Annotated in this window: 29 protein-coding genes and 1 other RNA gene; 23 read left to right on the top strand and 7 right to left on the bottom strand. The window is 38.2% G+C overall.

Translation table 11 applies throughout. The features are described from left to right. Positions 1 to 13: 13 nt before the first annotated feature. From MUN88_RS16295 to nth, 6 genes are all read left to right on the top strand, one after another. On the top strand, positions 14 to 187 hold the full coding sequence (locus MUN88_RS16295) for a YpmA family protein (RefSeq protein WP_244716901.1): 174 nt from the start codon (positions 14 to 16) through the stop codon (positions 185 to 187). Further along, positions 153 to 686, top strand: a complete 534-nt coding sequence (locus MUN88_RS16300; protein WP_244716903.1) for a cell wall elongation regulator TseB-like domain-containing protein — start codon at positions 153 to 155, stop codon at positions 684 to 686. The genes MUN88_RS16295 and MUN88_RS16300 overlap by 35 nt, the downstream gene beginning before the upstream one ends. Before the next feature lie 18 nt (positions 687 to 704). Then, positions 705 to 1,886 (top strand): pyridoxal phosphate-dependent aminotransferase, encoded by a 1,182-nt coding sequence (locus MUN88_RS16305; protein ID WP_244716905.1) that lies wholly within the window; start codon positions 705 to 707, stop codon positions 1,884 to 1,886. A gap of 23 nt (positions 1,887 to 1,909) precedes the next feature. Next, positions 1,910 to 3,202 (top strand): asparagine--tRNA ligase, encoded by a 1,293-nt coding sequence (gene asnS, locus MUN88_RS16310; protein WP_244716907.1) that lies wholly within the window; start codon positions 1,910 to 1,912, stop codon positions 3,200 to 3,202. A gap of 120 nt (positions 3,203 to 3,322) precedes the next feature. Further along, positions 3,323 to 4,000 (top strand): DnaD domain-containing protein, encoded by a 678-nt coding sequence (locus MUN88_RS16315; RefSeq protein ID WP_244716909.1) that lies wholly within the window; start codon positions 3,323 to 3,325, stop codon positions 3,998 to 4,000. Positions 4,001 to 4,005: 5 nt separating this feature from the next. After that, entirely contained in the window at positions 4,006 to 4,668 is a 663-nt protein-coding gene (nth, locus tag MUN88_RS16320; protein WP_244716911.1) for an endonuclease III, read from the top strand. Positions 4,669 to 4,759: 91 nt separating this feature from the next. Here nth and MUN88_RS16325 read toward each other — a convergent pair whose 3' ends face one another. Next, on the bottom strand, positions 4,760 to 7,558 hold the full coding sequence (locus MUN88_RS16325) for a transglycosylase domain-containing protein (RefSeq protein ID WP_244716913.1): 2,799 nt from the start codon (positions 7,556 to 7,558) through the stop codon (positions 4,760 to 4,762). After that, complete coding sequence (gene recU / locus MUN88_RS16330) at positions 7,548 to 8,162, bottom strand: Holliday junction resolvase RecU (RefSeq protein ID WP_244716915.1); 615 nt, start codon at positions 8,160 to 8,162, stop codon at positions 7,548 to 7,550. Before recU ends, MUN88_RS16325 begins: the two co-directional genes overlap by 11 nt. A 561-nt stretch (positions 8,163 to 8,723) precedes the next feature. Between recU and MUN88_RS16335 the strand changes: the two genes are divergently transcribed. From MUN88_RS16335 to MUN88_RS16370, 8 genes are all read left to right on the top strand, one after another. After that, the gene (locus MUN88_RS16335; protein ID WP_244716917.1) at positions 8,724 to 8,891 is read left to right on the top strand and encodes a hypothetical protein; all 168 of its coding nucleotides are present in this window, start codon (positions 8,724 to 8,726) and stop codon (positions 8,889 to 8,891) included. A gap of 67 nt (positions 8,892 to 8,958) precedes the next feature. After that, on the top strand, positions 8,959 to 9,315 hold the full coding sequence (locus MUN88_RS16340; RefSeq protein ID WP_244716919.1) for a DUF1798 family protein: 357 nt from the start codon (positions 8,959 to 8,961) through the stop codon (positions 9,313 to 9,315). 90 nt (positions 9,316 to 9,405) lie between these two features. Then, positions 9,406 to 9,771 (top strand): spore coat protein, encoded by a 366-nt coding sequence (locus MUN88_RS16345; RefSeq protein WP_244716921.1) that lies wholly within the window; start codon positions 9,406 to 9,408, stop codon positions 9,769 to 9,771. A gap of 171 nt (positions 9,772 to 9,942) precedes the next feature. Next, a complete protein-coding gene (locus MUN88_RS16350) occupies positions 9,943 to 10,500 on the top strand; it encodes an SLOG family protein (RefSeq protein ID WP_244716923.1) in 558 nt (185 codons plus the stop codon). A gap of 64 nt (positions 10,501 to 10,564) precedes the next feature. Then, positions 10,565 to 10,852 (top strand): cell division regulator GpsB, encoded by a 288-nt coding sequence (gene gpsB, locus MUN88_RS16355; protein WP_244716925.1) that lies wholly within the window; start codon positions 10,565 to 10,567, stop codon positions 10,850 to 10,852. Positions 10,853 to 10,927: 75 nt separating this feature from the next. After that, an RNA gene (gene rnpB / locus MUN88_RS16360) (RNase P RNA component class B) lies at positions 10,928 to 11,312 on the top strand. 119 nt (positions 11,313 to 11,431) lie between these two features. Next, the gene (locus tag MUN88_RS16365) at positions 11,432 to 12,568 is read left to right on the top strand and encodes a THUMP domain-containing class I SAM-dependent RNA methyltransferase (RefSeq protein WP_244716927.1); all 1,137 of its coding nucleotides are present in this window, start codon (positions 11,432 to 11,434) and stop codon (positions 12,566 to 12,568) included. A gap of 389 nt (positions 12,569 to 12,957) precedes the next feature. Continuing rightward, on the top strand, positions 12,958 to 13,233 hold the full coding sequence (locus MUN88_RS16370; protein WP_244716929.1) for a DUF6123 family protein: 276 nt from the start codon (positions 12,958 to 12,960) through the stop codon (positions 13,231 to 13,233). Here the strand turns inward: MUN88_RS16370 and MUN88_RS16375 are convergent. The 3 genes from MUN88_RS16375 to MUN88_RS16385 all read right to left on the bottom strand — a co-directional run bounded on the left by MUN88_RS16375 (position 13,230) and on the right by MUN88_RS16385 (position 15,206). After that, positions 13,230 to 13,625 carry a ribonuclease HI family protein gene (locus tag MUN88_RS16375; RefSeq protein WP_244716931.1) on the bottom strand — a complete coding sequence of 132 codons (396 nt, stop codon included), beginning with the start codon at positions 13,623 to 13,625 and terminating at the stop codon, positions 13,230 to 13,232. The genes MUN88_RS16370 and MUN88_RS16375 overlap by 4 nt on opposite strands. A gap of 12 nt (positions 13,626 to 13,637) precedes the next feature. Then, positions 13,638 to 14,321: a queuosine precursor transporter gene (locus tag MUN88_RS16380; RefSeq protein ID WP_244716933.1), complete on the bottom strand. Its 684-nt coding sequence runs from the start codon at positions 14,319 to 14,321 to the stop codon at positions 13,638 to 13,640. Positions 14,322 to 15,005: 684 nt separating this feature from the next. Continuing rightward, a complete protein-coding gene (locus MUN88_RS16385; RefSeq protein WP_204667074.1) occupies positions 15,006 to 15,206 on the bottom strand; it encodes a cold-shock protein in 201 nt (66 codons plus the stop codon). Positions 15,207 to 15,495: 289 nt separating this feature from the next. Here MUN88_RS16385 and MUN88_RS16390 point away from each other — a divergent pair, with 289 nt between their 5' ends. Next, the gene (locus MUN88_RS16390; protein WP_244716935.1) at positions 15,496 to 16,347 is read left to right on the top strand and encodes a DUF72 domain-containing protein; all 852 of its coding nucleotides are present in this window, start codon (positions 15,496 to 15,498) and stop codon (positions 16,345 to 16,347) included. Here MUN88_RS16390 and MUN88_RS16395 read toward each other — a convergent pair. Further along, the gene (locus tag MUN88_RS16395) at positions 16,339 to 17,388 is read right to left on the bottom strand and encodes a C40 family peptidase (RefSeq protein ID WP_244716937.1); all 1,050 of its coding nucleotides are present in this window, start codon (positions 17,386 to 17,388) and stop codon (positions 16,339 to 16,341) included. The two genes, MUN88_RS16390 and MUN88_RS16395, sit on opposite strands and share 9 nt — an antisense overlap. Positions 17,389 to 17,512: 124 nt before the next feature. On the opposite strand from MUN88_RS16395, the gene MUN88_RS16400 reads away from it, so the two are divergent. From MUN88_RS16400 to MUN88_RS16425, 6 genes are all read left to right on the top strand, one after another. Continuing rightward, the gene (locus MUN88_RS16400) at positions 17,513 to 18,466 is read left to right on the top strand and encodes a thymidylate synthase (RefSeq protein ID WP_244716939.1); all 954 of its coding nucleotides are present in this window, start codon (positions 17,513 to 17,515) and stop codon (positions 18,464 to 18,466) included. A 17-nt stretch (positions 18,467 to 18,483) separates the two neighbouring features. Further along, complete coding sequence (locus tag MUN88_RS16405) at positions 18,484 to 18,978, top strand: dihydrofolate reductase (protein WP_244716941.1); 495 nt, start codon at positions 18,484 to 18,486, stop codon at positions 18,976 to 18,978. 133 nt (positions 18,979 to 19,111) lie between these two features. Next, a complete protein-coding gene (gene tatA, locus MUN88_RS16410; protein ID WP_244716943.1) occupies positions 19,112 to 19,297 on the top strand; it encodes a twin-arginine translocase TatA/TatE family subunit in 186 nt (61 codons plus the stop codon). Between the two features lie 21 nt (positions 19,298 to 19,318). Further along, a complete protein-coding gene (locus MUN88_RS16415; RefSeq protein ID WP_244716945.1) occupies positions 19,319 to 19,492 on the top strand; it encodes a twin-arginine translocase TatA/TatE family subunit in 174 nt (57 codons plus the stop codon). A 131-nt stretch (positions 19,493 to 19,623) separates the two neighbouring features. Continuing rightward, positions 19,624 to 20,379 (top strand): twin-arginine translocase subunit TatC, encoded by a 756-nt coding sequence (tatC, locus tag MUN88_RS16420; protein ID WP_244716947.1) that lies wholly within the window; start codon positions 19,624 to 19,626, stop codon positions 20,377 to 20,379. 18 nt (positions 20,380 to 20,397) lie between these two features. Beyond that, a complete protein-coding gene (locus tag MUN88_RS16425) occupies positions 20,398 to 20,619 on the top strand; it encodes a YozE family protein (protein ID WP_244716949.1) in 222 nt (73 codons plus the stop codon). Positions 20,620 to 20,634: 15 nt separating this feature from the next. On the opposite strand, the gene MUN88_RS16430 is transcribed toward MUN88_RS16425, so the two are convergent. Beyond that, positions 20,635 to 20,967, bottom strand: a complete 333-nt coding sequence (locus MUN88_RS16430; RefSeq protein WP_244716951.1) for a YolD-like family protein — start codon at positions 20,965 to 20,967, stop codon at positions 20,635 to 20,637. A 115-nt stretch (positions 20,968 to 21,082) separates the two neighbouring features. Here MUN88_RS16430 and MUN88_RS16435 point away from each other — a divergent pair, with 115 nt between their 5' ends. Next, on the top strand, positions 21,083 to 22,240 hold the full coding sequence (locus MUN88_RS16435) for an exonuclease SbcCD subunit D (RefSeq protein ID WP_244716953.1): 1,158 nt from the start codon (positions 21,083 to 21,085) through the stop codon (positions 22,238 to 22,240). 1 nt (position 22,241) lies between these two features. Then, entirely contained in the window at positions 22,242 to 25,349 is a 3,108-nt protein-coding gene (locus MUN88_RS16440) for an AAA family ATPase (protein WP_244716955.1), read from the top strand. Positions 25,350 to 25,432: the final 83 nt, after the last annotated feature.

A 25,432-nucleotide genomic window follows, 5' to 3' on the forward strand; every position in this document is an offset into this window, starting at 1 on the left:
GAGGTGCTAACGTATGAGCCAATCAAAAATCACAACATTATCGACAGTGAAAATTGATCATGCCGATGATCTGTATAAAATAGTCGATAGCTTAAACAGGACGCTAAAAGAGGATAATTTGATGTTTGGATTAACATTAAGCGAGGATAATTATGAAAAAGCAATCTTTACCATTTATCGGACATAACAAATTATGGTTCACTGTGGCACTTATTGCCATTGTTGCACTGATCGCCATCTATTATTTTGTCTCACTGTATCAAGATGTAATCGAAAGTAAAACCAATCAATTTGAAGAAGTTCGGCAGTATACATTAAGTAACACCTCACTTGATCAAATACATAGTGTGGAAAGATATCATGGTGACCAATTGTACTACGTGCTAGAAGGGGAGAATGAACAACAACAAGATACCTTAGCATATGTTTTCCAAACGGAGGACGGTCAGTGGGATTATCAAATGTATAAAGAAGAATCGTTTTACTCAGAGAAAGAACTATTAACAGAATGGCGAGATCGTTGTACGGAATGCGAGTATTTAGGATCTGCGATTGGCATAGATGAAGAAATGCCAATTCTGGAAATTAAATATATGGATACGTCTGATCGTTTAGTTTATGAACATGTCTTACTAGAAGATAAAACACATTATCGATTAACATTAACTCCATCATTTCAATATTAGAAAGGTGATTAATTAATTATGGATTTAGCAAACAGAGTGCAAACACTAACCCCGTCATCAACCTTAGCCATTACGGCGAAAGCAAAGGAATTGAAACAGGCAGGCCATGATGTAATTGGCTTAGGAGCAGGTGAGCCGGATTTCAATACACCTGAACATATTCTTGACGCGGCATCGAAATCAATGTATGACGGATTTACAAAATATACACCATCAGGTGGTACCGTAGAATTAAAAAAAGCAATTCAGCAAAAAATGCAAGATGACCAAGGCTTGGCATACGACCTTGATCAAATCATTGTTACCATCGGTGCGAAACATGGTCTTTATACTTTATTTCAAGTACTGTTAAACAAAGGGGATGAAGTAATTGTTCCTGCACCATACTGGGTAAGCTATCCAGAACAGATTAAATTAGCAGAAGGAAAACCAGTCTTTGTTGATGCAAAGGAAGAAAATGAATTTAAATTAACCCCTGAGCAGCTAGAACATGCGATTACAGACAAAACAAAAGCAGTAATCATCAATTCACCAAGTAACCCAACAGGTGCTATGTATGATAAAGAAGAATTAGAAGCATTAGGAGAAGTTTGTTTAAAACATAATATTTTAATTGTTTCAGATGAAATCTATGAAAAATTAACTTATACATCAACAAAACATGTATCGATTGCCGAGCTTTCTCCTCAGTTAAAGGAACAAACGGTTGTCATTAATGGTGTTTCTAAATCCCATTCGATGACAGGCTGGAGAATTGGGTATGCAGTGGGGAACAAATCGATTATTAAAGCAATGACTAATCTGGCATCTCATTCTACTTCCAATCCGACATCAATCGCACAAGTAGCAGCAGAGGCTGCTTATACTGGTGATCAACAGCCGGTAAATATAATGAGAGAAGCTTTTGCCGATCGATTAGAAAAACTGTATGACTGGCTGGTAGCTATTCCAGGCATTGATTGTGTCAAACCTAAAGGTGCTTTCTACTTATTTCCAAATGTGAAAGAAGCAGTCGAAATGAACGGATTCGAAACAGTAGATGAATGGGTCACAGCTTTATTGGAAGAGGAAAAAGTAGCATTAGTTCCCGGAACAGGATTCGGTGCACCGGATAACGTCCGTCTTTCTTATGCCATTTCATTAGAGCAACTAGAAGAAGCTGCAAATCGTATTAAACGCTTTGTGGAAAATCACAGTTAAGTATGGATAGTGGAGGCAATAACATGAAAACAACTATTAATCAGGCAGCATCCAATGTGAATCAGGTAGTGACAATTGGAGCATGGCTTGCTAATAAACGTTCCAGCGGTAAAATCGCATTTTTACAACTTCGTGATGGAACAGGTTTTATCCAGGGTGTTGTCGTAAAAGCGGACGTATCAGAAGAAACGTTCCAATTAGCAAAATCGATAACACAGGAAACGTCTTTATACGTTACGGGTACGATTGTAAAGGATACGCGTTCACCGTTTGGCTATGAAATGCAAGTAAAAGAATTAGAAGTGATCCATGAGGCAACTGATTACCCCATTACACCAAAGGAACATGGTACAGAGTTCTTAATGGATCATCGTCATCTATGGTTGCGTTCGAAGAAACAGCATGCAATTATGAAAATTAGAAATCAAATCATTCAATCAACCTATCAGTTTTTTCAAAAAGAAGACTTTATGAAGATTGATCCACCTATATTAACAGGTGCAGCGGCAGAAGGAACGACAGAATTATTCCATACGAAGTATTTTGACGAAGAAGCTTATTTATCTCAAAGTGGTCAGTTATATATGGAAGCTGCTGCAATGGCATTCGGTCGTGTATTTTCATTCGGTCCTACATTCCGTGCCGAAAAGTCAAAAACACGTCGCCATTTAATTGAGTTCTGGATGATTGAACCTGAAATGGCTTTTGTAACACATGAAGAGAGTCTGGAAATTCAGGAAAATTATGTTGCATATGTAGTAGAGCAAGTTTTAGAGCATTGTCAATTAGAACTAACGACTTTAGAACGTGATGTTGATACATTGAAAAAGATAAAGGCACCTTTTCCACGTATTACGTATGATAAAGCAATCGAAATGCTGAAAAAGAAAGGCTTTACTGATGTAGAGTGGGGAGAAGATTTCGGTGCACCTCATGAAACTGCAATTGCCGAAAGCTTTGACCAACCAGTGTTTATCACGCATTATCCGAAAGACATTAAAGCATTCTATATGAAACCAGATCCTGAGCGTGATGATGTCGTGTTATGTGCGGATTTAATCGCACCAGAAGGATATGGAGAAATCATTGGTGGTTCGGCAAGAATCGACGACTTAGCTTTAATGGAACAACGATACCAGGAACATCACCTGTCAGGAGATGCTTATCAGTGGTACCTGGAATTAAGAAAATATGGAAGTGTTCCGCACGCCGGCTTTGGTCTGGGCTTAGAAAGAACAGTAGCCTGGATCAGTGGAGTCGAGCACGTTCGTGAAACGATTCCATTCCCACGATTGTTAAATCGTTTATACCCGTAATGGAATGATAATCCTTTGCATTCTCAATGCAAGGGATTATCGTATTTTACACGTTAAGAATAATAAACGGGCCCAAAAGATATATATCATAAAATTGTTTAGAAGGTGGTGATTAGATTTATGCGTGAAAAAATGCAAACAATATTATTTGATCAGGTCAATCTTCCAGCCCTCTTGATTGAACGATTTGCACAGTTAGGAATGAACGAAACACAACTTGCGATTATTTTACAAATCTATACCGCGCAACGTCGGGGAAATAATTTTCCTACACCAGAAGAACTGTCCGGACAGCTGACGATCAGTAGTGAATCTTGTTCTACTTTGTTACGTCAGCTCATACAGAAAGGGTTTCTTACGATTGAAGAAGACAAAGAAGACGATCAGATTATAAAAGAGACGTATTCATTTGAGCCACTGTGGGAAAAACTGTATCAAGCAGAAGAAAAACCAAAAAAACAGTCTGAAGACAAAGTGGGCGAGGTTTTCCAAAAGTTTGAACGCGAATTTGGCAGACCACTTTCTCCATTTGAAATTGAGATGATTAACAATTGGCTGGATGAGGACAGGCATGATAGGTCACTGATATATGCTGCTTTACGAGAAGCGGTATTAATGGGCAAAGTGAATTTTAAATATATTGATCGGATTTTAATGGAGTGGCACAAAAAAGGAATCAAATCTCTCCAGCAAGCTCAGCAGACGAGCCGCTCCTTTCATCAAAAACAATCGAACACAACTGCAAAGAAATCACATTCATATGATAAGTCGCTTTATTATAACTGGCTAGAGGAGTAAGATACATGTTAACAAAAAAAGATATAACCATTGTGCGGAAGGAATTAGAGAATATGTTTCCTGATGCCGAATGTGAGTTGATACACGAAAATCCATTTGAATTAGTAATAGCTGTTTTATTATCTGCACAATGTACAGATGCCCTTGTAAACAAAGTAACAAAAGATCTTTTTCAAAAATATAAAACACCAGAGGATTACTTGGCTGTTACACTAGAAGAGTTGCAGTCAGACATTCGATCCATTGGTTTATATCGCAATAAATCGAAGAACATTCGTAAGCTGTGCGAGACATTGATTGAAAAATACGATGGTATTGTCCCTAATACAAAAGAAGAGCTAGAGAGCTTAGCAGGAGTGGGGAGGAAGACAGCGAATGTAGTAGCTTCTGTTGCTTTTGGTGAACCGACCATTGCTGTTGATACCCACGTAGAACGTGTTTCTAAGCGACTTGGTATATGCCGCTGGAAAGACAGTGTTCTAGAGGTGGAAAAAACACTGATGCGGAAGATTCCAAAAGAAGAGTGGAGCGATACCCATCATCGAATGATTTTCTTCGGCCGGTATCATTGTAAAGCAAAAAGCCCGCAATGTGAGACCTGTCCATTATTAGATTTATGCCGGGAAGGTCAAAAAAGAATGAAAAAAAGCAGCAAGGTTATCGTATAAGCCTTGCTGCTTTTTTTGCTAATGATAAGCACTTATTTAAATATCTCTTATGGACTTAAAAGTAAAGGACCGGGTGTTTCCCGGTCCTTTACTACGATGCTTGATCTTGAATTGCGTTGTCTTCACCAGAATCACTATCTCCGTTATCTTCTGTTTGGTCATCTTCGACATTGTCATCTCCGGTGTTATTGCTGTCATCTTCTCCACCGGTCTCACCATCATTATTATTTCCTTGGCCATTACCGTTTCCTGATCCATCTTCACTACCGGATCCATTTCCATTACCTGTATCTCCGGTATCACCGCCGTCTTCTGGTTCTGCACTTTGTGTCGTTACTTGAATACTGGCAGCAGGACCACGTGCGTCATTATTCTTTTGAATAGGTGATACATGAATATTATAGGTCTTATCTGCCTGTAACTGACTAATATTTACTGATTTTTTATTAGTCGTAAATTGATCAACCGTTTGACCACCTTGTTCTACGACAACCTCATATTCAATTGGTCCTTGCTGGTCGTATTGCCAGCTGATTAATGCGGATCGATTGGCTGGGTCATACGTTTGCTGCAGCCCTGAAACCTGTGGTAATTCCTCAGGCTCATCGTCTGCCACTTCGACAGTTACTGTTTGAGGTTCACTTTCCATATCCTCATTTGCTGCAATGACTTCAATCGTATATGTTTTGCCTTTCTCCACATTCGAGATCTCAACTTGTTTGTCCTCAGTAGTCGTTAGATCCTTGAGTGATCCACCTGTTCCGGCCGATACTTTAAATTGAACGCCATCTTCATCATATTCCCAGTTCGCTGTTATCGTATCATTCTCTTTATCATAGTTAGCCGAAAGATTTGCGACTGGATCCAGTTGATCGTATTTCTCTGATACTGAATCTGGTTCTGTACCTTTGACAAATAGTTCTGTTACGATATTTGAGCTTGGTGTATATTCACTAGGTAATTTAGCTGGATTAGAACCTTTTTCAATTTGTACTTCAACGACAGAATCAGGTTTTGTGAAATCTTTTGTCTCTACACCCTCTGAAATATAGGACATCGTCTCTTTGAACAGTTGCTTCGCGATACCTGTTTCCTGAATTTCAGCCGGGTTAGGATATCCCGTCCAGACGGAGACGGTATAGTTAGTCGTATAACCGACAAACCAAGAGTTTGTATCGTCATTCGTTGTACCAGTTTTACCTGCCATCGGAAGCCCTGAGATATTAGCAGCTGTTCCTGTACCTTCTTGTACAACAGATTTTAACATATCCGTTACCATGTAGGCTGTAGAATCAGCCATTGCTACTTCTGATTCGGAAACCAATTCTTCTGAACGTTCATCAGAGTATTCAATTTTCTTCACAGCATATGGTTCATGATAAATTCCTTCGTTACCAAACGCAGAATAAGCACCCGCCATTTGCAATGAGGTAACGCCATTAGCTGTACCGCCAATCGCATCCCCAACCGCGAGACTTTGCTGGAATGAAATACCTAATCCTTCTGCAAATTCTTTAGCAGCACTTGCTCCAACTTCATCGAACGTTTTAACGGCTGGTACGTTTAATGATTGTTCCAATGCATATCTCGCTGATACCCAGCCATTGTAACTGCCATTCCAGTTACGGATAACTTTGTCAGTACCCTCAATAGGATAAGGTTGATCGTTATTAATCTGTTGATAAGTTGACCATTGTAAATTCTCAATTGCTGGTCCATAGGCCATTACAGGTTTCATAACAGATCCACCTTGACGGCCATCGCCATCTATAGCATAGTTCCAGCCATCATTTTCACGATTACGTCCACCACCAATCGCACGAATAGCACCTGTTTTCGTATCAACCACCGTTAAACCTGCTTGTAAGTCAGGATCCTGACTAAATGGTATAGGATTATCCTCACTGTCACTAAGCAGAAATTCAACTTGTTCCTGTGCATTTGGATCTAGTGTTGTATAGACAGTTAAACCATCTTTATAAATATCTGCACCTGTTTTTTCCTGAACTTCTTTACGGACTTGCTGGATAAAACCTTCATATTTAACATAGTCTTTTTTCTTGTCTGTCAGCAATTCTTCGATGTTTACATTTCTAGCTTCTTCTGCTTCTTGTTCACTAATTTTATTGTGTTGCACCATTAGGTTCAATACAGTATTCATACGTTCCTTCGTCAATTCAGGGTTAACAAAAGGATCATAGGCGCTTGGTCGTTGAGGGAGACCAGCTAATATGGCTGCTTCTGCTAAGGTTAATTCACTTAAATCTGTTTTACCAAAATAAACCTCTGCAGCAGTAGCAACACCATAGGCGCTAGCGCCATAATAAATTTTATTCACATACATCTCGAGTATTTCTTCTTTACTGTATTGACTATCTAATTTTAATGCTAGCCATTGTTCCTGAACCTTACGTTTTAATTTCTTGTCATTGCTCAGGAAGGATCCTTTTACGACTTGCTGGGTAATGGTACTGGCACCTTGAGAACCAAATCCATTCTTAAAATTGGCGATAACAGCGGCACCGATTCGTCTAAAATCGATTCCAATGTGATTGAAGAATCGAACATCTTCTGTCGCTAATATCGCATCTTCTAATTGTTGTGGTATGTCCTCATACGAAATTTTTGTTCGTTTTTCAGATCCTAATTTTGCAAATACATCACCATTCACATCTAACAGATTTGTAGAAGCTGGATCAGACAGCAATTCTGCATCGATATCTGGTGCTGTTGCAACATAATAGGTAAATAATGCTCCGACACCGAGGCCGATTAATAATACGGCTATTAGTGCGTATTTCATGATTTTCTTCCACGTAGAATTATTGTTCGTTTTCTTTTGTTTTCCTTGTTTTCTTCTTTCCATTCTTGACTGGCTTTTATCTGCCATGATGTCTTCCTCCGTTCTCCATATAATACTGGTCGATAACTGCTAGATAATCAACTTTAGCCTGATAACGAACCGGTACTATATAACCTTGCTTTTTCACAGTTTCATAACGAATAGATTTTCTGCCACCAGTAAATTGTTGTTCCCAATGTGTAATCAGATGTTCAGCAGGAAACAGATACGTTTCCTGATAAAGTGTGAAACGAATTAACAAAAAACAGATACCTCCATGCTCCACAATTTGTTTCATATGATCAATCTGATGCATATGTATGTTGCTAAGCGGAAATGACTGTTTATTTTTTGTTTCTTTTGCTTCAAAATCAACATGCTTTCCTTTGTAAATGCCATTATAATCTGTTGTTGATGCTTGTTTAAAATAAGCTTCCTTTATCACTGCTGCACTTCTTTTTGGATAATCGACATGTACGATTTGAACAGGAGTAGGTTTCTTATGGATTATCGCTATTTGCTGCGCGAGATAATAATGGTTGGTATCATTGATCTCTTCTTCTAGCGTCATTCCCCTGTTCGAATAAATTGTTTGACTGATAGATGGACGATAATGCTTCGCTGATGACTTTTTTCCGTTCGGATATTGCATCTGACTCCCTCCTATATCACCAACAACTCCATCATAACATCTTATGATGGATAGATACATCATACGTCAAGCGACCAAAATCTTCAATCAAAATGGCTAATAATCCCTGTGAACATAGGAAAGTCCTAACCTAACAATTCGAAAAATCGTAACATTTCATGGGGGTATCCAGAAGGTTCTCACTATGGATCCGTAACATACCTACATACTTGACGAATGTGGAACCTTAGATGTTTCTTAATTTCTTATAATTCCTGAAAAAGTCGACATCACGATGCCAGCGATGTCGACTTTTGTTCTAAGTTGCAGGACGGTTTGGCCCATTTAATTTTTTGTCATTTTGAGTCGGTATCTCTTTGTCATGCTGTTTTTCCCTTTGATTATTTAGTTTTCGCTTCTTGTTTACACGCATTAATATCCCTCCTTTGTCTGTTAGTTTGGCTATTTTTGTATAAAAAATACGTATTTTTCGTTGTTGTGTCAGCTTACTTCTAGTTTTGTCAAAGACAAAGGATTCCAAACATAAATATCGAATAGATAATATTAAAAGGAGGGAATGACATGAAAAATAATCATGTTGTTGTAAAGAAAGAAACCTGCGAACGTAAAATGGAGCATCTAATTGATATTATTGATCGTATCGAACAAGAATGGAATACACGACCTGCCAACCGGGAAAATAGTCCACATTGGCCATTTAATCTCCAATACAAACAAGAAGGTGCATAATAGAATATTAAAGGAAATCATGTTACAGTAATAATGGAACGCAAGGAGAAGAAAGGCGGTACTGCTGTTGTTACTGTTAGCATATATAGAAGAACTGGAACAAGAATTGAACGAATTAAAATCTTATTATCTGACACATGAGAAACCGGAAAACAAACGTGACCCCGAGTTTTTCGCTTTCGTTAAAGAACAAACAGCGCCAGTTTTCAAAAAAGTGGAAAACTGGTATCAAGAAGCATTACAGTTTGTAAAGAACCGACACGTAAATGTTCATCCACAGCAAATTGAATCGACTGAGGAAAATATTAAATTATTGTTATTACACAGCTATTATGTAGATGTTAGGCGGAAACGATACATGGAATTACATCAATCTGTAATCTATGTCTTCTCATTATTAAGAGATGATATCAAAAAAAATTAAAAAATATGCCAGTAATAGGTAGTTGTCTTAGACAAACTTCACTAGGTAACATACGCTAATATTGAATACAAAATAGTGAGGTGACTATGAATGAGACATCGAAGACCTTTTGGTTGTGTAAGTCCAGCTAACACCATTGTACACCCGACAAAATGTAAAGAAGTGCATACTTGCAGTGAAAGTGAAGTAAATCATATCCATCCGACACATACAAATGTAGTAAATCATCACTTAGTGAAGAACACACACTACTATCCGCAGACTACTTCATATCAAAACACAGTGGACCAAGTAAATACAGTTGGTAATCCCAACGCTGTAATGGGTGCTATGGATCCGGGTATGGGCAACGGAATGGGCAATGGTATGAATAATGGAATGGTTGGTGGAGCAGTAGATCCTGGTTTTAATCAACCACCTGCTGGTCACTGCTGCAAACCAAAAAAAATGTGGTAATAAGAGCTGGATCTATCTATTACTGTCATGTTACGATAAAATAAGCTGTCACAGAGCTTTCTGTGATGGTTTATTTTTTGTTTATCTAGATGATTCATTACTAGAAACTCGCAAGCATATCCTTTATACTAATACATACAGTTTCATCTGATGGAAGGTAGTGGAAACAAAGTGAAAGTAATAACGATAACCGGTAATAAACCAATGGAATTAAATATACGAAATGAAAAGGATCACCGGATTTTTTTCATTAAAGAAGCATTAAAGCAACGTCTACTTTCCTTAATTGATGATGGATTAGAATGGGTTATCGTGTCCGGCCAAATGGGAGTGGAATTATGGGCTGCACAAGTCGTTATCGATCTCAGAGAAGATTATAATATTCAATTAGGCATATTTCCACCTTTTTTAGAATACGAATCTAGATGGCCGGATATTTATCAGGAACTCTTTCTGGAAATAAAAGAACAAGCCGACTATTATCAACCATTATATGAAGAAACCTATAAAGCACCTTATCAATTAATAAACAAAGATCACTGGTTAATTGACAAAACAGAAGGATGCTTAATCCTTGCAGATGAAGAGTATCCTGGAAGTGCTGGATACATGTTAGACAAGCTAAAAAAAGCAGCATCTGAATCCAGCTATTCTATTTTATTTATCACACCAGAAGATTTAGAGGAAGTAGTAAGGTCGCATCAAGACTCCATCGACGGTTATTCGTAATAAAAATTGACAACTTCAGACTTTTTTGAAAAAATGAATTTAATGATTAAATGAGGTGGAAAGCATGGCAAATCAATTAAATGGAAAAGATATTCTAGAAAAAAACTTTAAAACCGCAATGAGAGGATATCATCAGGAAGAAGTCGACGAATATTTAGATGTTATTATTCAGGATTATGAGTATTTTCAGGATGAAATAGCACGATTACAGCAAGAAAATGAACGATTAAAAAGACAGGCAGAGCACACTCGTATTCGACCAACAACATCCAATCATCAAGTAAATTACGATATTCTTAAAAGACTGTCTAATTTGGAAAAAGCAGTGTTCGGTAAGAAATACGAAGAATAAACTTATCCGTTAATCTTTACCATTGACTATTGTTTTATTCGTGATACAATAATGAAGGCTTAAATAATTGCAATGAATGTTGTAGTAATCGCTGCACAGTTTCTGTGTAGAGGAAAGTCCATGCTCACACAGGCTGAGATGCTTGTAGTGTTCGTGCTTGACGAAATCATAAGTCAAGGTAACCTGAATCAGGTTAACGGCAGGAAAAACACCTAAGTCTGTTGATATGGTGTGACTACCTTGAAAGTGCCACAGTGACGTAGCTAAATAGGAAACTATTTAGGTGGAACGAGGTAAACCCCTCGAGTGAGCAACCCAAATATTGGTAGGGGCATCCTCTAGTAGGGAATTCAACCGAACGAGGGACAAGTATTCGTTACTTGTAGACAGATGATTACACCTTTGGTACGAGGCTGACCACCGTTTGCAGTACGAGAAGGACAGAACATGGCTTACGGACATTCATTCAGGTCGTAATGATGACGATAGACCCCTTTTCTTGGTGAAAGGGGTTTTGTTATACATATAAGAAAATGGTTCATTCTAAATAGTAATAACATTGAAAGGAATTTATAAGCAATGGGAAACTCAATTACATTAATAGCAACCGCTGCAATGGGCCTAGAAGCAATTGTAGCCAAGGAAGTACGTCAATTAGGCTACGAAGATGTCACAGTAGAAAATGGAAAGGTAATCTTTCAAGCCGATCATCAAGCTATAGCTTGTTGTAATCTATGGTTGCGTACAGCGGACCGTGTAAAATTACTGATCGGTGAATTTGAAGCGACGACATATGATGAGCTTTTTGAACAAACAAAAGCTTTACCGTGGGAACAATATATTCCGGAGAATGGGAAGTTTCCTGTAAATGGTAAGTCACACAAATCGAAGTTATACAGTGTCCCAGATTGCCAGGCCATTGTGAAGAAAGCGATCGTTGAACGATTAAAGCAAAAACACGGAATTGCTAACTGGTTAGAAGAGACAGGAGCGGAATATAAAATTGAAGCTGCTCTATTAAAGGATAAAGTAACGATTACATTGGATACATCCGGAGTCGGCCTGCATAAAAGAGGATACCGGACAGGACAAGGGGATGCACCGTTAAAAGAAACATTGGCAGCAGCTTTGGTTCAGTTAACCAATTGGCGCGGTGATCAGCCTTTTTATGATCTATTCTGCGGATCTGGAACAATTCCGATTGAAGCAGCACTTATTGGTCAAAACATCGCCCCTGGCTTTAACCGTTCATTCGCAGCAGAAGAGTGGGATTTCATTTCATCTGATATATGGGATAAAGCATTAGAAGAAGCAGAGGACTTGGCTAATTATGATCAGCCGCTATACATTTATGGTTCCGACCTTGACCCTAAAATGATTGATATCGCTAAGGAAAACGCCATGGAAGCAGGGCTTGCCGATCTTGTACAATGGAAGCAAATGCAAGCAACAGACTTTCATTCGACGCATGAGGGCGGTTATATCGTCAGCAATCCTCCTTATGGTGAGCGATTAGGTGATAAAGAAGCAGTAGAAGAGATGTATCGAAAGCTCGGAAGTGTATTGCGAAATTATCCGAGTTGGAATGTGTATATATTAACTGCAAATGAGAAATTCGAAGCGTTGTATGGTAAAGGAGCGTCGAAAAAACGCAAACTGTTCAATGCGTTTATCAGAACGGATTATTATCAGTATTTCGGTAAAAAACAAAGGTGAAAGGCAAGTACATACTTGCCTTTTTCCTTTTCCATTAGTTGGATCGCTTTGGATGGAAAAAGTTATATAGCAATTTAATAATAAATTTTATACACCAACTTAACAATGCTATGGTAACCCAAACATTAGATGAGATACTTTGTTCACTTGAATATAAAAGAGAAATGATTAACATAAATCAGTTGTACTTAATCTCATTTATATAAACGGAAGTGTATAATAAAGAAATTAGACTACTTTTCCGATGCCATCCGTCTATTAAATTATTTGTCTGCCGAATGTTGTAATTGAAAAAAGAAAACTAGACGATTGGTATAAATAAATCTATACTAGCCTTAGAGTATCTATACATAATTAGACAGAGAGAGAAGGACAAGCGGGGGATTAATGTGAAGGAAAGTGAACAGCTGGCATATTTTTTAGAAAATTTATGGACAAAAGGATTTAAATTAACCGATGAAGAGGTTCATTTTATTTATTTTGGCCATAAATATACCAATACTTCTATTATCCATGCCAAATTAGCGATTTCATTCACGTTGCAGATTCAAATGACGTTTGATCGCAGTTTTTATATTAGTTTGCTAGAATTGTTTGAGCGTCATCAAATCCAGACAAAAAAAGAAGCCATCTTGCTTTTAAAGCAAAATGACTTAATGCGTTAATACCGGTCGTTGGCTATTGCGTTCCGGGCTAATACATCTGCATGCTTATTTTGTTTCTCTGGAATCCATTTCATAAAGAAATAGGGGAAAGCAGCAGCTAACTGTATAATCTGATCGACATAAGGCTGGTACTGACTGTTTCGTACCATCTCTTTTTCAACCGAGTCAACAACCACTTTTGCATCCGATCGACAAGATACAATCTCATCCGGAAATTGTTGCTGGCACCATTCTAATGCTTTGATGACAGCGATAAATTCTGCCTCATGATTAGAGTACTTTCCGATAAAGTGTGACTGTTCCCAATGTTGTGTACCTTTTTTTATATAAATACCAACCCCGCTAGGACCAGGATTTCCTTTGCTTGCACCATCTGTGTATACTTCAATCATCCCATATACTCCTTATTCATCAAGTTTTGGTTTGATTCTCTTTGCTATATATAAAAACGGTGTGTCTAATGCTGCGACAGCAAATTTAATAACATACGTCGTCAATAAAATCTCTAACCAGACATCAAAGTCATGTAAATCATAAAATGCGATCGAACAGAATACTAACGTATCGACAAACTGGCTAATCATCGTACTACCATTGTTTCGTATCCAGAGCATCCGCTCAGAAGGCAGTAATTGCTTAATTTTACTGTAAATCCAAACGTCCAAGTATTGACTGATAACAAATGCAGCCATACTTCCCAGTGCAATGTTTGGCACAATTTCAAAGATAGTTTCTAACGCATCTTGAGAGATGTCGCTTGCGTGTGGCGTAAATCGCAATACGACCTGCATGACAATGGTCATGATGAGCAACGAAGCAAAGCCCAGCCAAACCGCTTTTTTTGCTTCTTTTTTACCGTGATTCTCATTCAGAATATCGGTCGCTAGAAAAATCGTTCCATAGGTGATGTTACCTAAAGTAGCAATAAGTCCAAGCATTTCTACTGTTTTGATTACTTGAATATTGGCGATGACGGTAGACATCCCAATCCAAACAAATAACCCAGCTTTGCCAAAAATTCTGTACATCACGATCAGTATGGCAAAATTTACGAGGGCAAATAATATCCATAACAATTCATTAGTCAAATTCGTTTCCAACCTTTCATTAATAACTGCTTGAAGTTGTGAGGAACTTATAGACGATTAACACTTGATAATCAGTATCGTCAATTAATAAAAATACCACATTTAATAGAAGAAAGTAAATGGAAATGTTCCGTTATGACATCCTTACAAGAGAACAGATCGCGTATATAGAACAGTTAACTATCTGCCTGACAATGGATCGATACCGGTACGAACTAATAAAGCAAATGTATCCATTTTCACCATAAGAAAAAGCGAGCATAAACCCGCCAGATCCGTAACGAACTTAAAAATATATAGGTACCTATAATATGGATGATGTAAAGTGGAACTGTGCTGTAATGTGGTAATTTTGTCATGTATTATCTGCGTAGCAAAGCTCCGGAAATATGCTCCGCGTCCTGTGGGGTAGGGTTCAGCTTCTTCGGAAAGAAACCAACTTTCCTGCGGGCTCTTCACACACGACCTGCGTCATGAGGAGTCTCCGCATATTTCCTACGCTTTAGAAAGTGTTACAATTTTTGAAACAGCTAATAGCAGTGGTGCTATGCATTATTTTGTAATTACATGTTTATTTTCTCAATCTTAAGCGTTTAGTAATGCGGCTTTATGAGGTAACTATACTATCGGCTTATTATAAAAGGCGATGATCATATCGGGATCATCGCCTGTAGTATATTTATTTTATTTTTTTTCTACGTTAGCTGCTTGTGGGCCTCTTTCACCTTCGACGATTTCGAATGTGACTTCTTGGCCTTCTTCTAATGTTTTGAAACCTTCTTGTTGGATAGCGGAATAATGTACAAAGACATCATTGCCTTCTTCTAATTGAATGAAACCGTAGCCTTTCTCAGCATTGAACCATTTTACTGTACCGTTTTCCATGTTATCTTTCCTCCTAAAAGCTTTCACGTATAACGTGGTAATACAAACAAGATGGGGAATAATGAAAAAGGTAGCAACCACAGAAGTATAGGATCACCATTCCATTTACTTCTATAGAAGCTACCAGATAATAATGAACCCAAAACATCTTCTTTGCTTGTCATTTACTATAGCTTATTTTTCCAAAAACGTCAAGATATAGATAGATGAAAATTCCTTTAGCTGCAACGATTAAAACCTTTTCATCACTCAAAAAAAATGGTAATGTATAGAACGAGAGGTGACAGAAATGACTGTTTTAATAGGCTTAACAGGATGGGGAGACCATCCATCTTTATATAAATCTAGTAAAGAAAGAAACCAGAAATTGAAAACATACAGTTCCCATTTTCCGGTAGTAGAAATCGACAGTTCATTTTATGCTATTCAATCTCAAGCTAATTACCGGAAATGGGTAGAGGAAACGCCCGATAATTTCTCCTTTGTGATTAAAGCATTTCAAACCATAACCGGCCATGATCGAAAAAAATTAACAAACCGTGAAGCAAAGGAATTAGTCGAAGCTTTTATCACATCCATTCAGCCTGTAATCGAAGCAGGGAAATTAAATACCGTGCTTTTTCAATTTCCACCTTGGTTTGATGTCAAACAACGGCATATTGATAAACTGAAAAAAATTAAACAGTGGATGGGGGATATTCCGATTGCGATCGAATTTCGTAATCGCTCTTGGTATGAAGCACACCAGCAAGAAACTGCAGATTTCCTTAAACAATTGCAGGTAACTCATACAATCTGTGACGAACCGCAAGCTGGACAAGGATCGATACCAATTGTTACCGACACGACAAATGACCGTGCATTAATTCGTTTTCATGGAAGAAATGTCCATGGATGGAATAATCACGGTCAAGAAGATTGGCGTGCCGTTCGTTTTCTTTATCGATACAATGAAGCAGAGTTACAGGAATGGATAGAACGCATTCAAACAATTAAAAAGCATGTAAAAGAAATAACGATCCTATTTAATAATAATTCCGGTGGAGACGCAGCTGATAATGCCAAACAGCTGTTAGCACTATTAAATATTCACTATAAAGGACTACATCCTAAACAAATAGACTTTTTTGACCTACTGTAACTGTATTCGCTTTGCACCTAAGTATCGCGGAGACCAATAACTGTTATCCATCTCACTTATTGCTACACCGTTGGACTCGCCGGCATGAATAAATTGACCATTTCCAATGTAAATACCAGCATGAGATGGACCAGGCTTATATGTTTGGAAAAAAACTAAATCACCAACAGCCGGCTGATCAACGGGTTTCGTAGCGTTCCACATGTCGCTGACTGTTCGTGGTAATGATACACCAAGCTGTTGGAATACGTATTGTAAATAACCGCTGCAATCAAATCCGGAAGTAGAAGTACCACCCCAAACATATGGAGTTCCCATGTAGTTTTTAGCCGTAGCCACAACGCCGCTGACTGTAACGGTTTTTTTAGCAGGAGTTGCTTTCTTCGTTGTTTTCGCTTCGCCTGGCTCTGAAGCAGCCTTAGCAGTTTCCGTAGATTGTGCTTGATCATTAACTACTTCTACTGCTGCTATTTGCCTTGTTTCGACCTTTTCTTCCTTTACTTCTGCTTCGATATGGTGAATTTCAAGTCCTTTATCCTGCTTATACGTTTCGATAGCTGCTTCGGTTTTTTCACCATATATTCCGTCAAGGTTGGCGCGATAATAGCCGAAGTACAATAAAGCTTCCTGTATTTGCAATACTTGCTGGCTACTTTCACCCATCGAGAATTCAAGGTCACTTTGATTCAATCGTTTCTGGTAAAAGTGCTCTTCTTTGTCCAGTATTGCTTGAATCGTCTTTTTATCTGATTTGCCTGTCTGTTCAAGGAAGTTGTCTTGCTGAAATTTCTTTAACGCATATTCTGTTAAAATGCCGAATTCTCCATCAACTGATGAGTCATAGTACGATAATTTTTGCAATTTATGCTGAAGCATGCGAACAGCCTCATGCTGCATACCATACTTGATGTCAGCCTGTTCCAACACATCATTTTGCATCATTGGGTAAGCATCAATATAAAAGATAAAAGGCTGGCTAAATGCAAAGCTGTATGCGACGGAGTGTTTTACTACCCGTGCTAATTGATCCTGTAACATCATAAAACCACCCCTTGCGAAATTATTACTTACGAAAAATTTATGTTAAAATAGGGGAAATATGATTTTTCGTGATGTTTGTTACGAATTTGTAATATATGTATCCAGGAAGGAAGGAAGACGACTGATGTCAAAAAGTGAACAACAATATTTAGATTTATGTAAAAAAGTATTAAAAGAAGGTACATCCAAAGAAGATCGTACTAATACCGGAACATATTCGATTTTCGGTCATCAAATGCGCTTTAATTTAGCGGAAGGTTTTCCATTATTAACAACCAAAAAAGTTCCTTTTCGCTTAATTGTTAGCGAATTACTATGGTTTATGAAAGGCGATACGAACATCCGGTACTTGCTGCAGCATAATAATAATATTTGGAATGAATGGGCTTTTAAAAACTGGGTCGAGAGTGAAGACTACCAAGGTCCTGACATGGATGATTTTGGCCACCGTTCTCTAACAGATCCAGCCTTCAAGCAGCAATATGACGAACAAATGGCGGTGTTTAAGAAGCAAATATTAGAAGACGATCAATTCGCTGCAACCTATGGTAACCTTGGATCTGTATATGGAAAGCAATGGAGACAGTGGCAAACATCGCAAAATGAAACGATCGATCAATTAAAAGAAGTGGTTGAAGCCATAAAACAAAATCCCTATTCAAGAAGACACATTGTTTCTGCCTGGAACCCGGAGGATGTGCCAACGATGGCTTTACCACCTTGTCATACGATGTTTCAGTTCTATGTAGCAGATGGTAAGTTAAGCTGTCAGCTCTATCAGCGCAGTGGTGATATTTTCTTAGGTGTTCCGTTTAACATTGCAAGCTATGCATTATTAACACTTCTAGTAGCACAAGAATGCGGTTTGGAGTCAGGTGAATTTATTCATACGTTCGGTGATGCACACATTTATTCCAATCACATCGAACAGGTGAAAGAACAGCTATCACGCGATCCGAAAGCCTTACCTTCTGTACATATTAAGGAAGGTGTATCGATTTTTGATATCGAGCTAAATGATATTACATTAGAGAATTATCAACCGCACCCGGCGATTAAAGCACCAGTCGCTGTATAACGTAAGGAGGAATGACGATGATTTCACTATTATTTGCTATGGGAAGTAATCGAGTAATTGGTAAAGACAATGATTTACCTTGGCATTTGCCAAAGGATCTGAAATTTTTCAAAGATGTGACGATAAACCAAACCATTATTATGGGACGCAAAACATTTGAATCAATGAATGGTCCATTGCCAAAAAGGGAAAATATTATTGTAACAAGAGATAAAAACTATACTGCTACAAACAGTCAGGTGATTCACTCGATTGCAGATATACAACAATTAAATGAAGAACAACCTGACAAAGAATGGTTTGTCATTGGCGGGGAGTATATCTTTGAACAAGTATTACCATTCGCCGATCGTATCTATATGACCTACATTGACGAAACGTTTGACGGTGATACGTTTTTCCCTGAATTTGATGAGTCAGACTGGCACCAGACGAAGAAAGAAAAAGGGATAAAAGACGAAAACAATAACTATGATTACTACTTCATTCAGTATGATCGGAAAAAATCGTAATATTTTTACTGTTAATAAAGACAAGGCATGCAAATCGTGATAAGATAAGAAATAAAGTGAGATTGCCATCAATAAAGGATTTACGGTGAAACACTCCAAATATTTTTAGATTTTAATTAAAGGGGCGCATTTTATGCTATCTCAAATTGGCTTTCCTGGACTGATATTGATCCTGATCATTGCTTTAATCATCTTCGGACCTAAGAAATTACCCGAGATTGGCAAAGCAACAGGGGACACGTTACGGGAATTTAAAAAATCAGCACGTGATTTGACAGATGATGAGAAAGAACAGAATGATACGGATACAACGAAGTAATCCTATAATGAGGTGAACGACATGTTTTCAAATATTGGCTTTCCTGGGCTAATTTTAATATTAATCATTGCCTTAGTTATTTTTGGACCTTCTAAATTACCGGAAATCGGTAAAGCAGTTGGCAGTTCACTGCGAGAATTCAAGAAGGCGACCAATGATATTATGAACGATGACAAAGACAAATCAGAAAAATAAGAGCAACAGCGTGGTACAAACGTGGCCGAAGCATTTTCGGTTACCTACATAGGAAATGCAGAATCCCTGTTTCTTCTTTTGAAACAGGGATTGCCTTTGGTACACTGTCTGACGATGAAGGGACGTTGAAAATGGAGGAAGATAAATCATTACCAAATGAAAAAGAGATGGGTTATCTCGAACACTTTGCCGAATTACGAAATCGTTTATTATGGACAGCCTTTATTTTTATATTATTTTTTATGGGCGGTTTGTACTTTGTGGAAGATATTCGTAATTTCTTTCTAAACGATATAGATATAACACTCAATCTTATTTCACCTGAAGAAATTATTTGGGTTATCTTTATGATTGCCTTTATTGTGGCACTTGCTGGAACATTACCTTTTCTCTGCATCCAAATATGGTTTTTTGTCAGACCTGGTTTAACGAAGAGGGAACAACAACTTTCCTTAATTTATATTCCAGTTGTTTTTCTATTATTTTTAGCAGGACTTGCGTTCGGCTATTACATTTTCATTAAACTGATCTTACCATTTGTTCTGTCACTAAATGACGGAATGTTTGAAACGATGTTTACGGTCGAGAATTATTTCCGTTTTATCTTTCGAGTGACTTTACCATTTGCGGTATTCTTTGAAGTGCCGGTAATCACGATGTTTCTAACTAGTTTAGGCATCGTTACACCTCAATTCTTATCGAAAACACGTAAGTACGGGTATTTCATACTGATCATTATCGGGACGATGATTTCACCTCCAGATTTTATTTTGCAAATCATCGTAGCAATCCCGTTAATTATTCTTTATGAAATCAGTATTATGTTATCACGGATGGTTTATCGAAAAAAACAAGACAAACATCGTGAATTCATGGAAAATGAATAAAGAGGATGAGCGAATACGATGAAATCTTTCTATCACTTTATGATGCGTTATCGGGGGAACAAACAATTAGATAATGCTAGAAAATTGGCAGATTGGATGTTTTATGAGCACGATTTCCCAAAACATTCCAATGATTATGATGACATCAGCCGTTACTTGGAATGGCATACACCGTTCCCAGAAGCTATATCAACATTTGATAATCTCTGGGACAGCTATATAGAAGAAGAAAAGCCATGAGTAACCTCATGGCTTTTACTTATGGTGAAAACGAAGCGATACGATTTGATCAAACCGTAACTTTAGCTTGTTATTTTGTGCTGTAAGTAAGTTCAATTGTCGTCCTATTAAATCAGCTTTTATAATAGTACCGACAGTTTTTTTATATGTTCCGTTATCCTTAAAGTCTATTTCGATAGCAGCTGATGTGTGTATGGCTTCCTGAATGGTATGCTCCATCTCTGCTGAGTCATCCTCGCTTAATATGGAAGGATCTACCGTATCTTCTTCTTCAAAAAAATCTTGCAACATCTTGACATGCTCCGGTAACATTAAAGATGCCCATTTTATATTACCTCGATCATTCATCAATGTAATCACCTCAATATACAGTGTACACAAACGGACGTTCTGTTTCAATGGACTTCGATCATTTGTTCGTGTATAATTATAAGTAAAATATGGAAAGGATGGTGCGTGTTAGGTGAAAATTATTCATACAGCAGATTGGCATTTAGGCAAAATCGTTCATGGTTTACATATGACAGAGGACCAGGGAGAGGTGTTAAGAGAGCTTCTCACTATTTTGGAGAAAGAAAAGCCTGATCTTCTGATTATAGCAGGTGACTTATACGATCGTGCTGTACCTCCGCGCGAAGCAGTAGATATATTAAATGCATTCTTAACGAAGGCATCCGTTGAATTAGAGATACCGATTGTAGCGATCTCAGGAAATCATGACAGTCCAGACCGTCTTGGTTTTGGTGCGAGCTTGTTTCGTTCCAAGCAATTATATGTAGCAACCACGATAGAAGATATTTTTCACCCTGTTCATTTACAGGACTCTGATGGTGATGTGTATATTCATATGGTCCCATATGTCGAACCAGAGCAAGTGAAAGCATATTTCCAGGATGCCACCATTCAAACGCATCAAGCTGCTATGGAATGTATTATTGCCCAATTGAGAGAAAAGATGACAGAGCACCCGGACGCACGTCATCTACTAGTTGGCCATGCATTTATCGCAGGAGGGATGGAGTCAGAATCAGAAGAAAGACTGACCATGATTGGAGGGACTCCCTATATCGACGCAAGCCTGTTTGATGCATTCGATTACGTAGCATTAGGGCACTTACACCAGCCACAAAAAATCAAAAGCGAGTATATCCGTTACAGTGGCTCTCTAATGAAATATTCTTTTTCTGAAGCCAATCACCGTAAATCCGTTACCTTGCTTGAACTCACAAATGAGGACAAGCAATTATCGACCATACCACTAAACGCGCCAAGAAATTTACGTGTGCTCGAAGGCTATTTTCAAGATCTGTTAGATGGAAAAATTGCAGAACCAACAGAAGATTATTTACAGATACGCTTGCTGGATGACGGACAAATCATGGATCCAGTCACTAAGCTCCGCAAACTCTATCCGAATATTCTTCGACTAGAACGAAAAAACCCATACGTACATCAATCGTTACGAGAGCTGCAATCCATTAAAGAGAAGCAAGAAATGTCGCATGAGCAATTATTTGCTGCCTTTTATAAAGAAATCAAAAAAACAGAACTGTCTGAAGAACGAGAAACGTATATAAAAAGAGTTATTCATCAAGTCATGACGGACGAAAGGAGGAAATAAGATGCGTGCGTTACAATTGGAAATGACAGCATTTGGTCCTTATCGTGAGAAACAGCTTATTGATTTTACCGAACTGGGTGCTGAACCGATCTTTTTAATTACTGGTCCTACAGGAGCGGGAAAGACGACGATCTTTGACGCTATCTGTTTCAGCTTATACGGCAGGGCAAGTGGTGCTGATCGAGATCAGGAAGCATTTCGAAGCCATTTTGCAGAGGTTGATAATCAAACGAACGTTCGCTTCACTTTCTTATTACACGGAAAAAAATATCAGGTAACGAGAAGTCCCAAACAACTTAAACCTAGGGCACGAGGAGAAGGATACACAGAAGAAGTAGCAAGTGCCAGTTTATATGTGTCTAATCAGCAGGAAGAATGGGAACTGCTTGTCTCCAAGATTAAAGAAGTGAACGAAACTCTTGAACAGATGATCGGATTGGATTATGAACAATTCAAGAAAATGATCATGATTCCACAAGGAGAGTTTCGCAAATTAATTTCTGAAAATAGTAAAGAGCGGGAGGAAGTATTACAAAAAATCTTCCGCACGTATCTGTATCGCAATATTACTGAAAAATTAAAAGAAGAATCTGCCGAAATAAAAGAACAAATAAGCAAGTTAGAATGGCGGCGTCAGCAAGAATTAGACAAGCTCCCTGAAGGAACAATAGATGAGCAATCAGACGCAAAGACAAAGGAACAACTAGAAGACCACCTCCTTAGCCTTGATGAACAAAAAGAAAATGGTAATCGCCAGTTAGAACAAATGACAGATCAATTAACGAATTTGCAAGAGACGTTCTACCAGCAAAAACAATTAGTAGACTATTTCACCGAATATGAGCAACTGAATATAAAACAACAGCAATTAGCAGAAATAGAGCCTGAAATAAAGCAACGGACAGAGCGGCTGGAGCTTGCGAAGACCGCTGATAAAATAAAACCAGTAGAAACATTACTGCAAACACGAAAACAAGAATGGCAGCAACACCAACAATCATTAACCACTTTGAAACAGCAATTAGAAACGAATCAGTCTCGTTATACACAAATCAAAGAAACTTATGAACAGGAACAAAAGAAGGAACCCGAACGAGAATCATTACAATTTCAGTTGAAAGAGCAACAAAAACTGTTAGATATGATGGATGAACTTGAAGCTATTTCTGAGAAACGTCATCAACTCGAGCAACAACGACAACAGGCATCTAAAGAATTAACGAATTCCGAGAAAAAAGTGACAGAACTCGAGCAACTAAGAGATGAGCATTATCGATTGAAGGATGCGATGCATGAGACTTCAGCAACTTTGCAAAATTTCGAGCATGAATTGGAACAAAATGTCCGTCAATCTCAGGAAATCCAAGAGTTAAAAACAGAATATCAGCAACTGCAAATCTTAAGAAAAGATTATCAGCAATATCAGCGCGTACAACAAAAATTACAGGATAAAGTTAACGATCAGACTAACCGTTGTGACCGTTTGGAACAAGAGCGAAAAGCGCACGTTGCCAGTGACTTAGCCTCATATTTGGAGACTGGACAAGCGTGTCCAGTCTGCGGTTCAGAACACCATCCGTCACCTGCTGCAAATCGTCAGCAAGGTATATCGGAAGAACAACTGGAGATGGAAAAGAAACAGTTGACAGATTTGCAGAATCAGACGAACGATATGCAAATGAAACTGTACCAAATAAAGGAACAAGGCGAAGCAAAACGACAAATTGTTAATCGTTTGTTAAGTACAATTGGAGCGGAAACAACACAAGATATAACGCAGTCAGAATTACGGAAACTTGAACAACAAATAATGGACAACCTGCGCAAACGAAGAGAAACTCAGAAGCAGGCAAATTCAATATGGCAGCAACAGCAGAAGGAAGAGGAGAAGATTTCCAACACACTAGCAGATTATACCCGTATCAAGCAACATACTGCCGATCTCCAAACCAAGCAGAAACAACTAGAAAGCGAGTATCAACAAATCCATGCTAAATACGCTCAACTAATGGAGCAATTACCAAATGATATTAACTCTGTTTCAGCATTTAAACAGCAGTTGAAGCAACTAGAAGAGCAGATGCAAAGTATGCATAACTCTTGGAAGCAAGTACAAGCAGATTATGAACAAGCTTTAGCAGATAAGCATAAACAAGAAACAAAATATAACGAGGCCATTGCTTACAACCAGCAATTAGAAGAGAAATACGAACAACAGCAGTCTGTTTGGCATCAAACTCTAGCAGACTATCATTTTGAAAATGAAACAAGCTTTAAAGAAGCTTTACTGTCAATAGACAAACAGCAAGAAATGGAACAAGAAATCAACCATTTCTATGAACAAAAGAATGTACAAGCAAATCGGTTAAATAGTCTGAAGGAATGGATCCGTGATCGTGAAAAACCAGATCTCGCCATTATACGTGAACAAATTGCGACGATGCAGCAGCAAAAGGATGAACATTCGAAGCATCTGCAATCAATTGATTTGTACCGGAAACAGCTTATCGAAGTCATCCGGAAAACAAATGAACTGACGGTGGAAATAGAAAAATTGCATAAAGATTATTACCATATTGGTGAACTAGCGGATCTTGCTAAAGGAGATAACACAGCGAGGTTATCATTTGAACGATTTGTACTGTCGACCTTCCTCGATGAAATACTGCTGCAAGCGAACATAAGGTTAGATAAGATGACCGATCATCGTTATCAGTTAATTCGAAGTGAAGAATTAGCAAAACGAGGTGCACAGAGTGGATTAGATCTGGAAGTGCTCGATCATTATACGGGTAGAAAACGATCGGTCAAAACACTCTCTGGTGGAGAAGGATTTAAAGCAGCATTAAGCTTAGCTTTAGGTATGGCAGATATTGTTCAATCCTATGCAGGAGGGGTCCAGCTAGATACGCTGTTTATTGATGAAGGATTTGGTACGTTAGACGAAATATCACTCGAGCAAGCGATCGCCTGCTTAAAAGACTTACAACGTGATCACCGCGTCATCGGGGTAATTTCCCACGTAGCACAATTAAAAGAGGAAATTAAAGCAAAATTAATTGTCGAATCCTCACCTGACGGATCTGCTGCAAGCTTCAAAATCGACTAATATCACGTTTTTTCACACAAAAACAACAGTTCACCTTGTATCTGTTGTCAAAACATGCGCTTGCCCAGGAAATAGTATAACCG

Source organism: Gracilibacillus caseinilyticus, from assembly GCF_022919115.1.
Taxonomy (GTDB): Bacteria; Bacillota; Bacilli; order Bacillales; family Amphibacillaceae; genus Gracilibacillus; species Gracilibacillus caseinilyticus.

Excerpts from the sequence above, each read along its gene's own strand:
- MUN88_RS16365 (WP_244716927.1), top strand. The coding sequence starts at position 11,432 with ATGGGAAACTCAATTACATTAATAGCAACCGCTGCAATGGGCCTAGAA.
- nth (WP_244716911.1), top strand. The coding sequence starts at position 4,006 with ATGTTAACAAAAAAAGATATAACCATTGTGCGGAAGGAATTAGAGAAT.
- MUN88_RS16325 (WP_244716913.1), bottom strand. The coding sequence starts at position 7,558 with ATGGCAGATAAAAGCCAGTCAAGAATGGAAAGAAGAAAACAAGGAAAA.
- MUN88_RS16315 (WP_244716909.1), top strand. The coding sequence starts at position 3,323 with ATGCGTGAAAAAATGCAAACAATATTATTTGATCAGGTCAATCTTCCA.
- MUN88_RS16400 (WP_244716939.1), top strand. The coding sequence starts at position 17,513 with ATGTCAAAAAGTGAACAACAATATTTAGATTTATGTAAAAAAGTATTA.
- MUN88_RS16415 (WP_244716945.1), top strand. The coding sequence starts at position 19,319 with ATGTTTTCAAATATTGGCTTTCCTGGGCTAATTTTAATATTAATCATT.
- MUN88_RS16395 (WP_244716937.1), bottom strand. The coding sequence starts at position 17,388 with ATGATGTTACAGGATCAATTAGCACGGGTAGTAAAACACTCCGTCGCA.
- MUN88_RS16440 (WP_244716955.1), top strand. The coding sequence starts at position 22,242 with ATGCGTGCGTTACAATTGGAAATGACAGCATTTGGTCCTTATCGTGAG.
- MUN88_RS16405 (WP_244716941.1), top strand. The coding sequence starts at position 18,484 with ATGATTTCACTATTATTTGCTATGGGAAGTAATCGAGTAATTGGTAAA.
- MUN88_RS16390 (WP_244716935.1), top strand. The coding sequence starts at position 15,496 with ATGACTGTTTTAATAGGCTTAACAGGATGGGGAGACCATCCATCTTTA.
- MUN88_RS16430 (WP_244716951.1), bottom strand. The coding sequence starts at position 20,967 with ATGAATGATCGAGGTAATATAAAATGGGCATCTTTAATGTTACCGGAG.
- MUN88_RS16335 (WP_244716917.1), top strand. The coding sequence starts at position 8,724 with ATGAAAAATAATCATGTTGTTGTAAAGAAAGAAACCTGCGAACGTAAA.
- MUN88_RS16375 (WP_244716931.1), bottom strand. The coding sequence starts at position 13,625 with ATGATTGAAGTATACACAGATGGTGCAAGCAAAGGAAATCCTGGTCCT.
- recU (WP_244716915.1), bottom strand. The coding sequence starts at position 8,162 with ATGCAATATCCGAACGGAAAAAAGTCATCAGCGAAGCATTATCGTCCA.
- asnS (WP_244716907.1), top strand. The coding sequence starts at position 1,910 with ATGAAAACAACTATTAATCAGGCAGCATCCAATGTGAATCAGGTAGTG.
- MUN88_RS16300 (WP_244716903.1), top strand. The coding sequence starts at position 153 with ATGAAAAAGCAATCTTTACCATTTATCGGACATAACAAATTATGGTTC.
- MUN88_RS16345 (WP_244716921.1), top strand. The coding sequence starts at position 9,406 with ATGAGACATCGAAGACCTTTTGGTTGTGTAAGTCCAGCTAACACCATT.
- MUN88_RS16425 (WP_244716949.1), top strand. The coding sequence starts at position 20,398 with ATGAAATCTTTCTATCACTTTATGATGCGTTATCGGGGGAACAAACAA.
- MUN88_RS16295 (WP_244716901.1), top strand. The coding sequence starts at position 14 with ATGAGCCAATCAAAAATCACAACATTATCGACAGTGAAAATTGATCAT.
- gpsB (WP_244716925.1), top strand. The coding sequence starts at position 10,565 with ATGGCAAATCAATTAAATGGAAAAGATATTCTAGAAAAAAACTTTAAA.
- tatA (WP_244716943.1), top strand. The coding sequence starts at position 19,112 with ATGCTATCTCAAATTGGCTTTCCTGGACTGATATTGATCCTGATCATT.
- MUN88_RS16305 (WP_244716905.1), top strand. The coding sequence starts at position 705 with ATGGATTTAGCAAACAGAGTGCAAACACTAACCCCGTCATCAACCTTA.
- MUN88_RS16385 (WP_204667074.1), bottom strand. The coding sequence starts at position 15,206 with ATGGAAAACGGTACAGTAAAATGGTTCAATGCTGAGAAAGGCTACGGT.
- tatC (WP_244716947.1), top strand. The coding sequence starts at position 19,624 with ATGGAGGAAGATAAATCATTACCAAATGAAAAAGAGATGGGTTATCTC.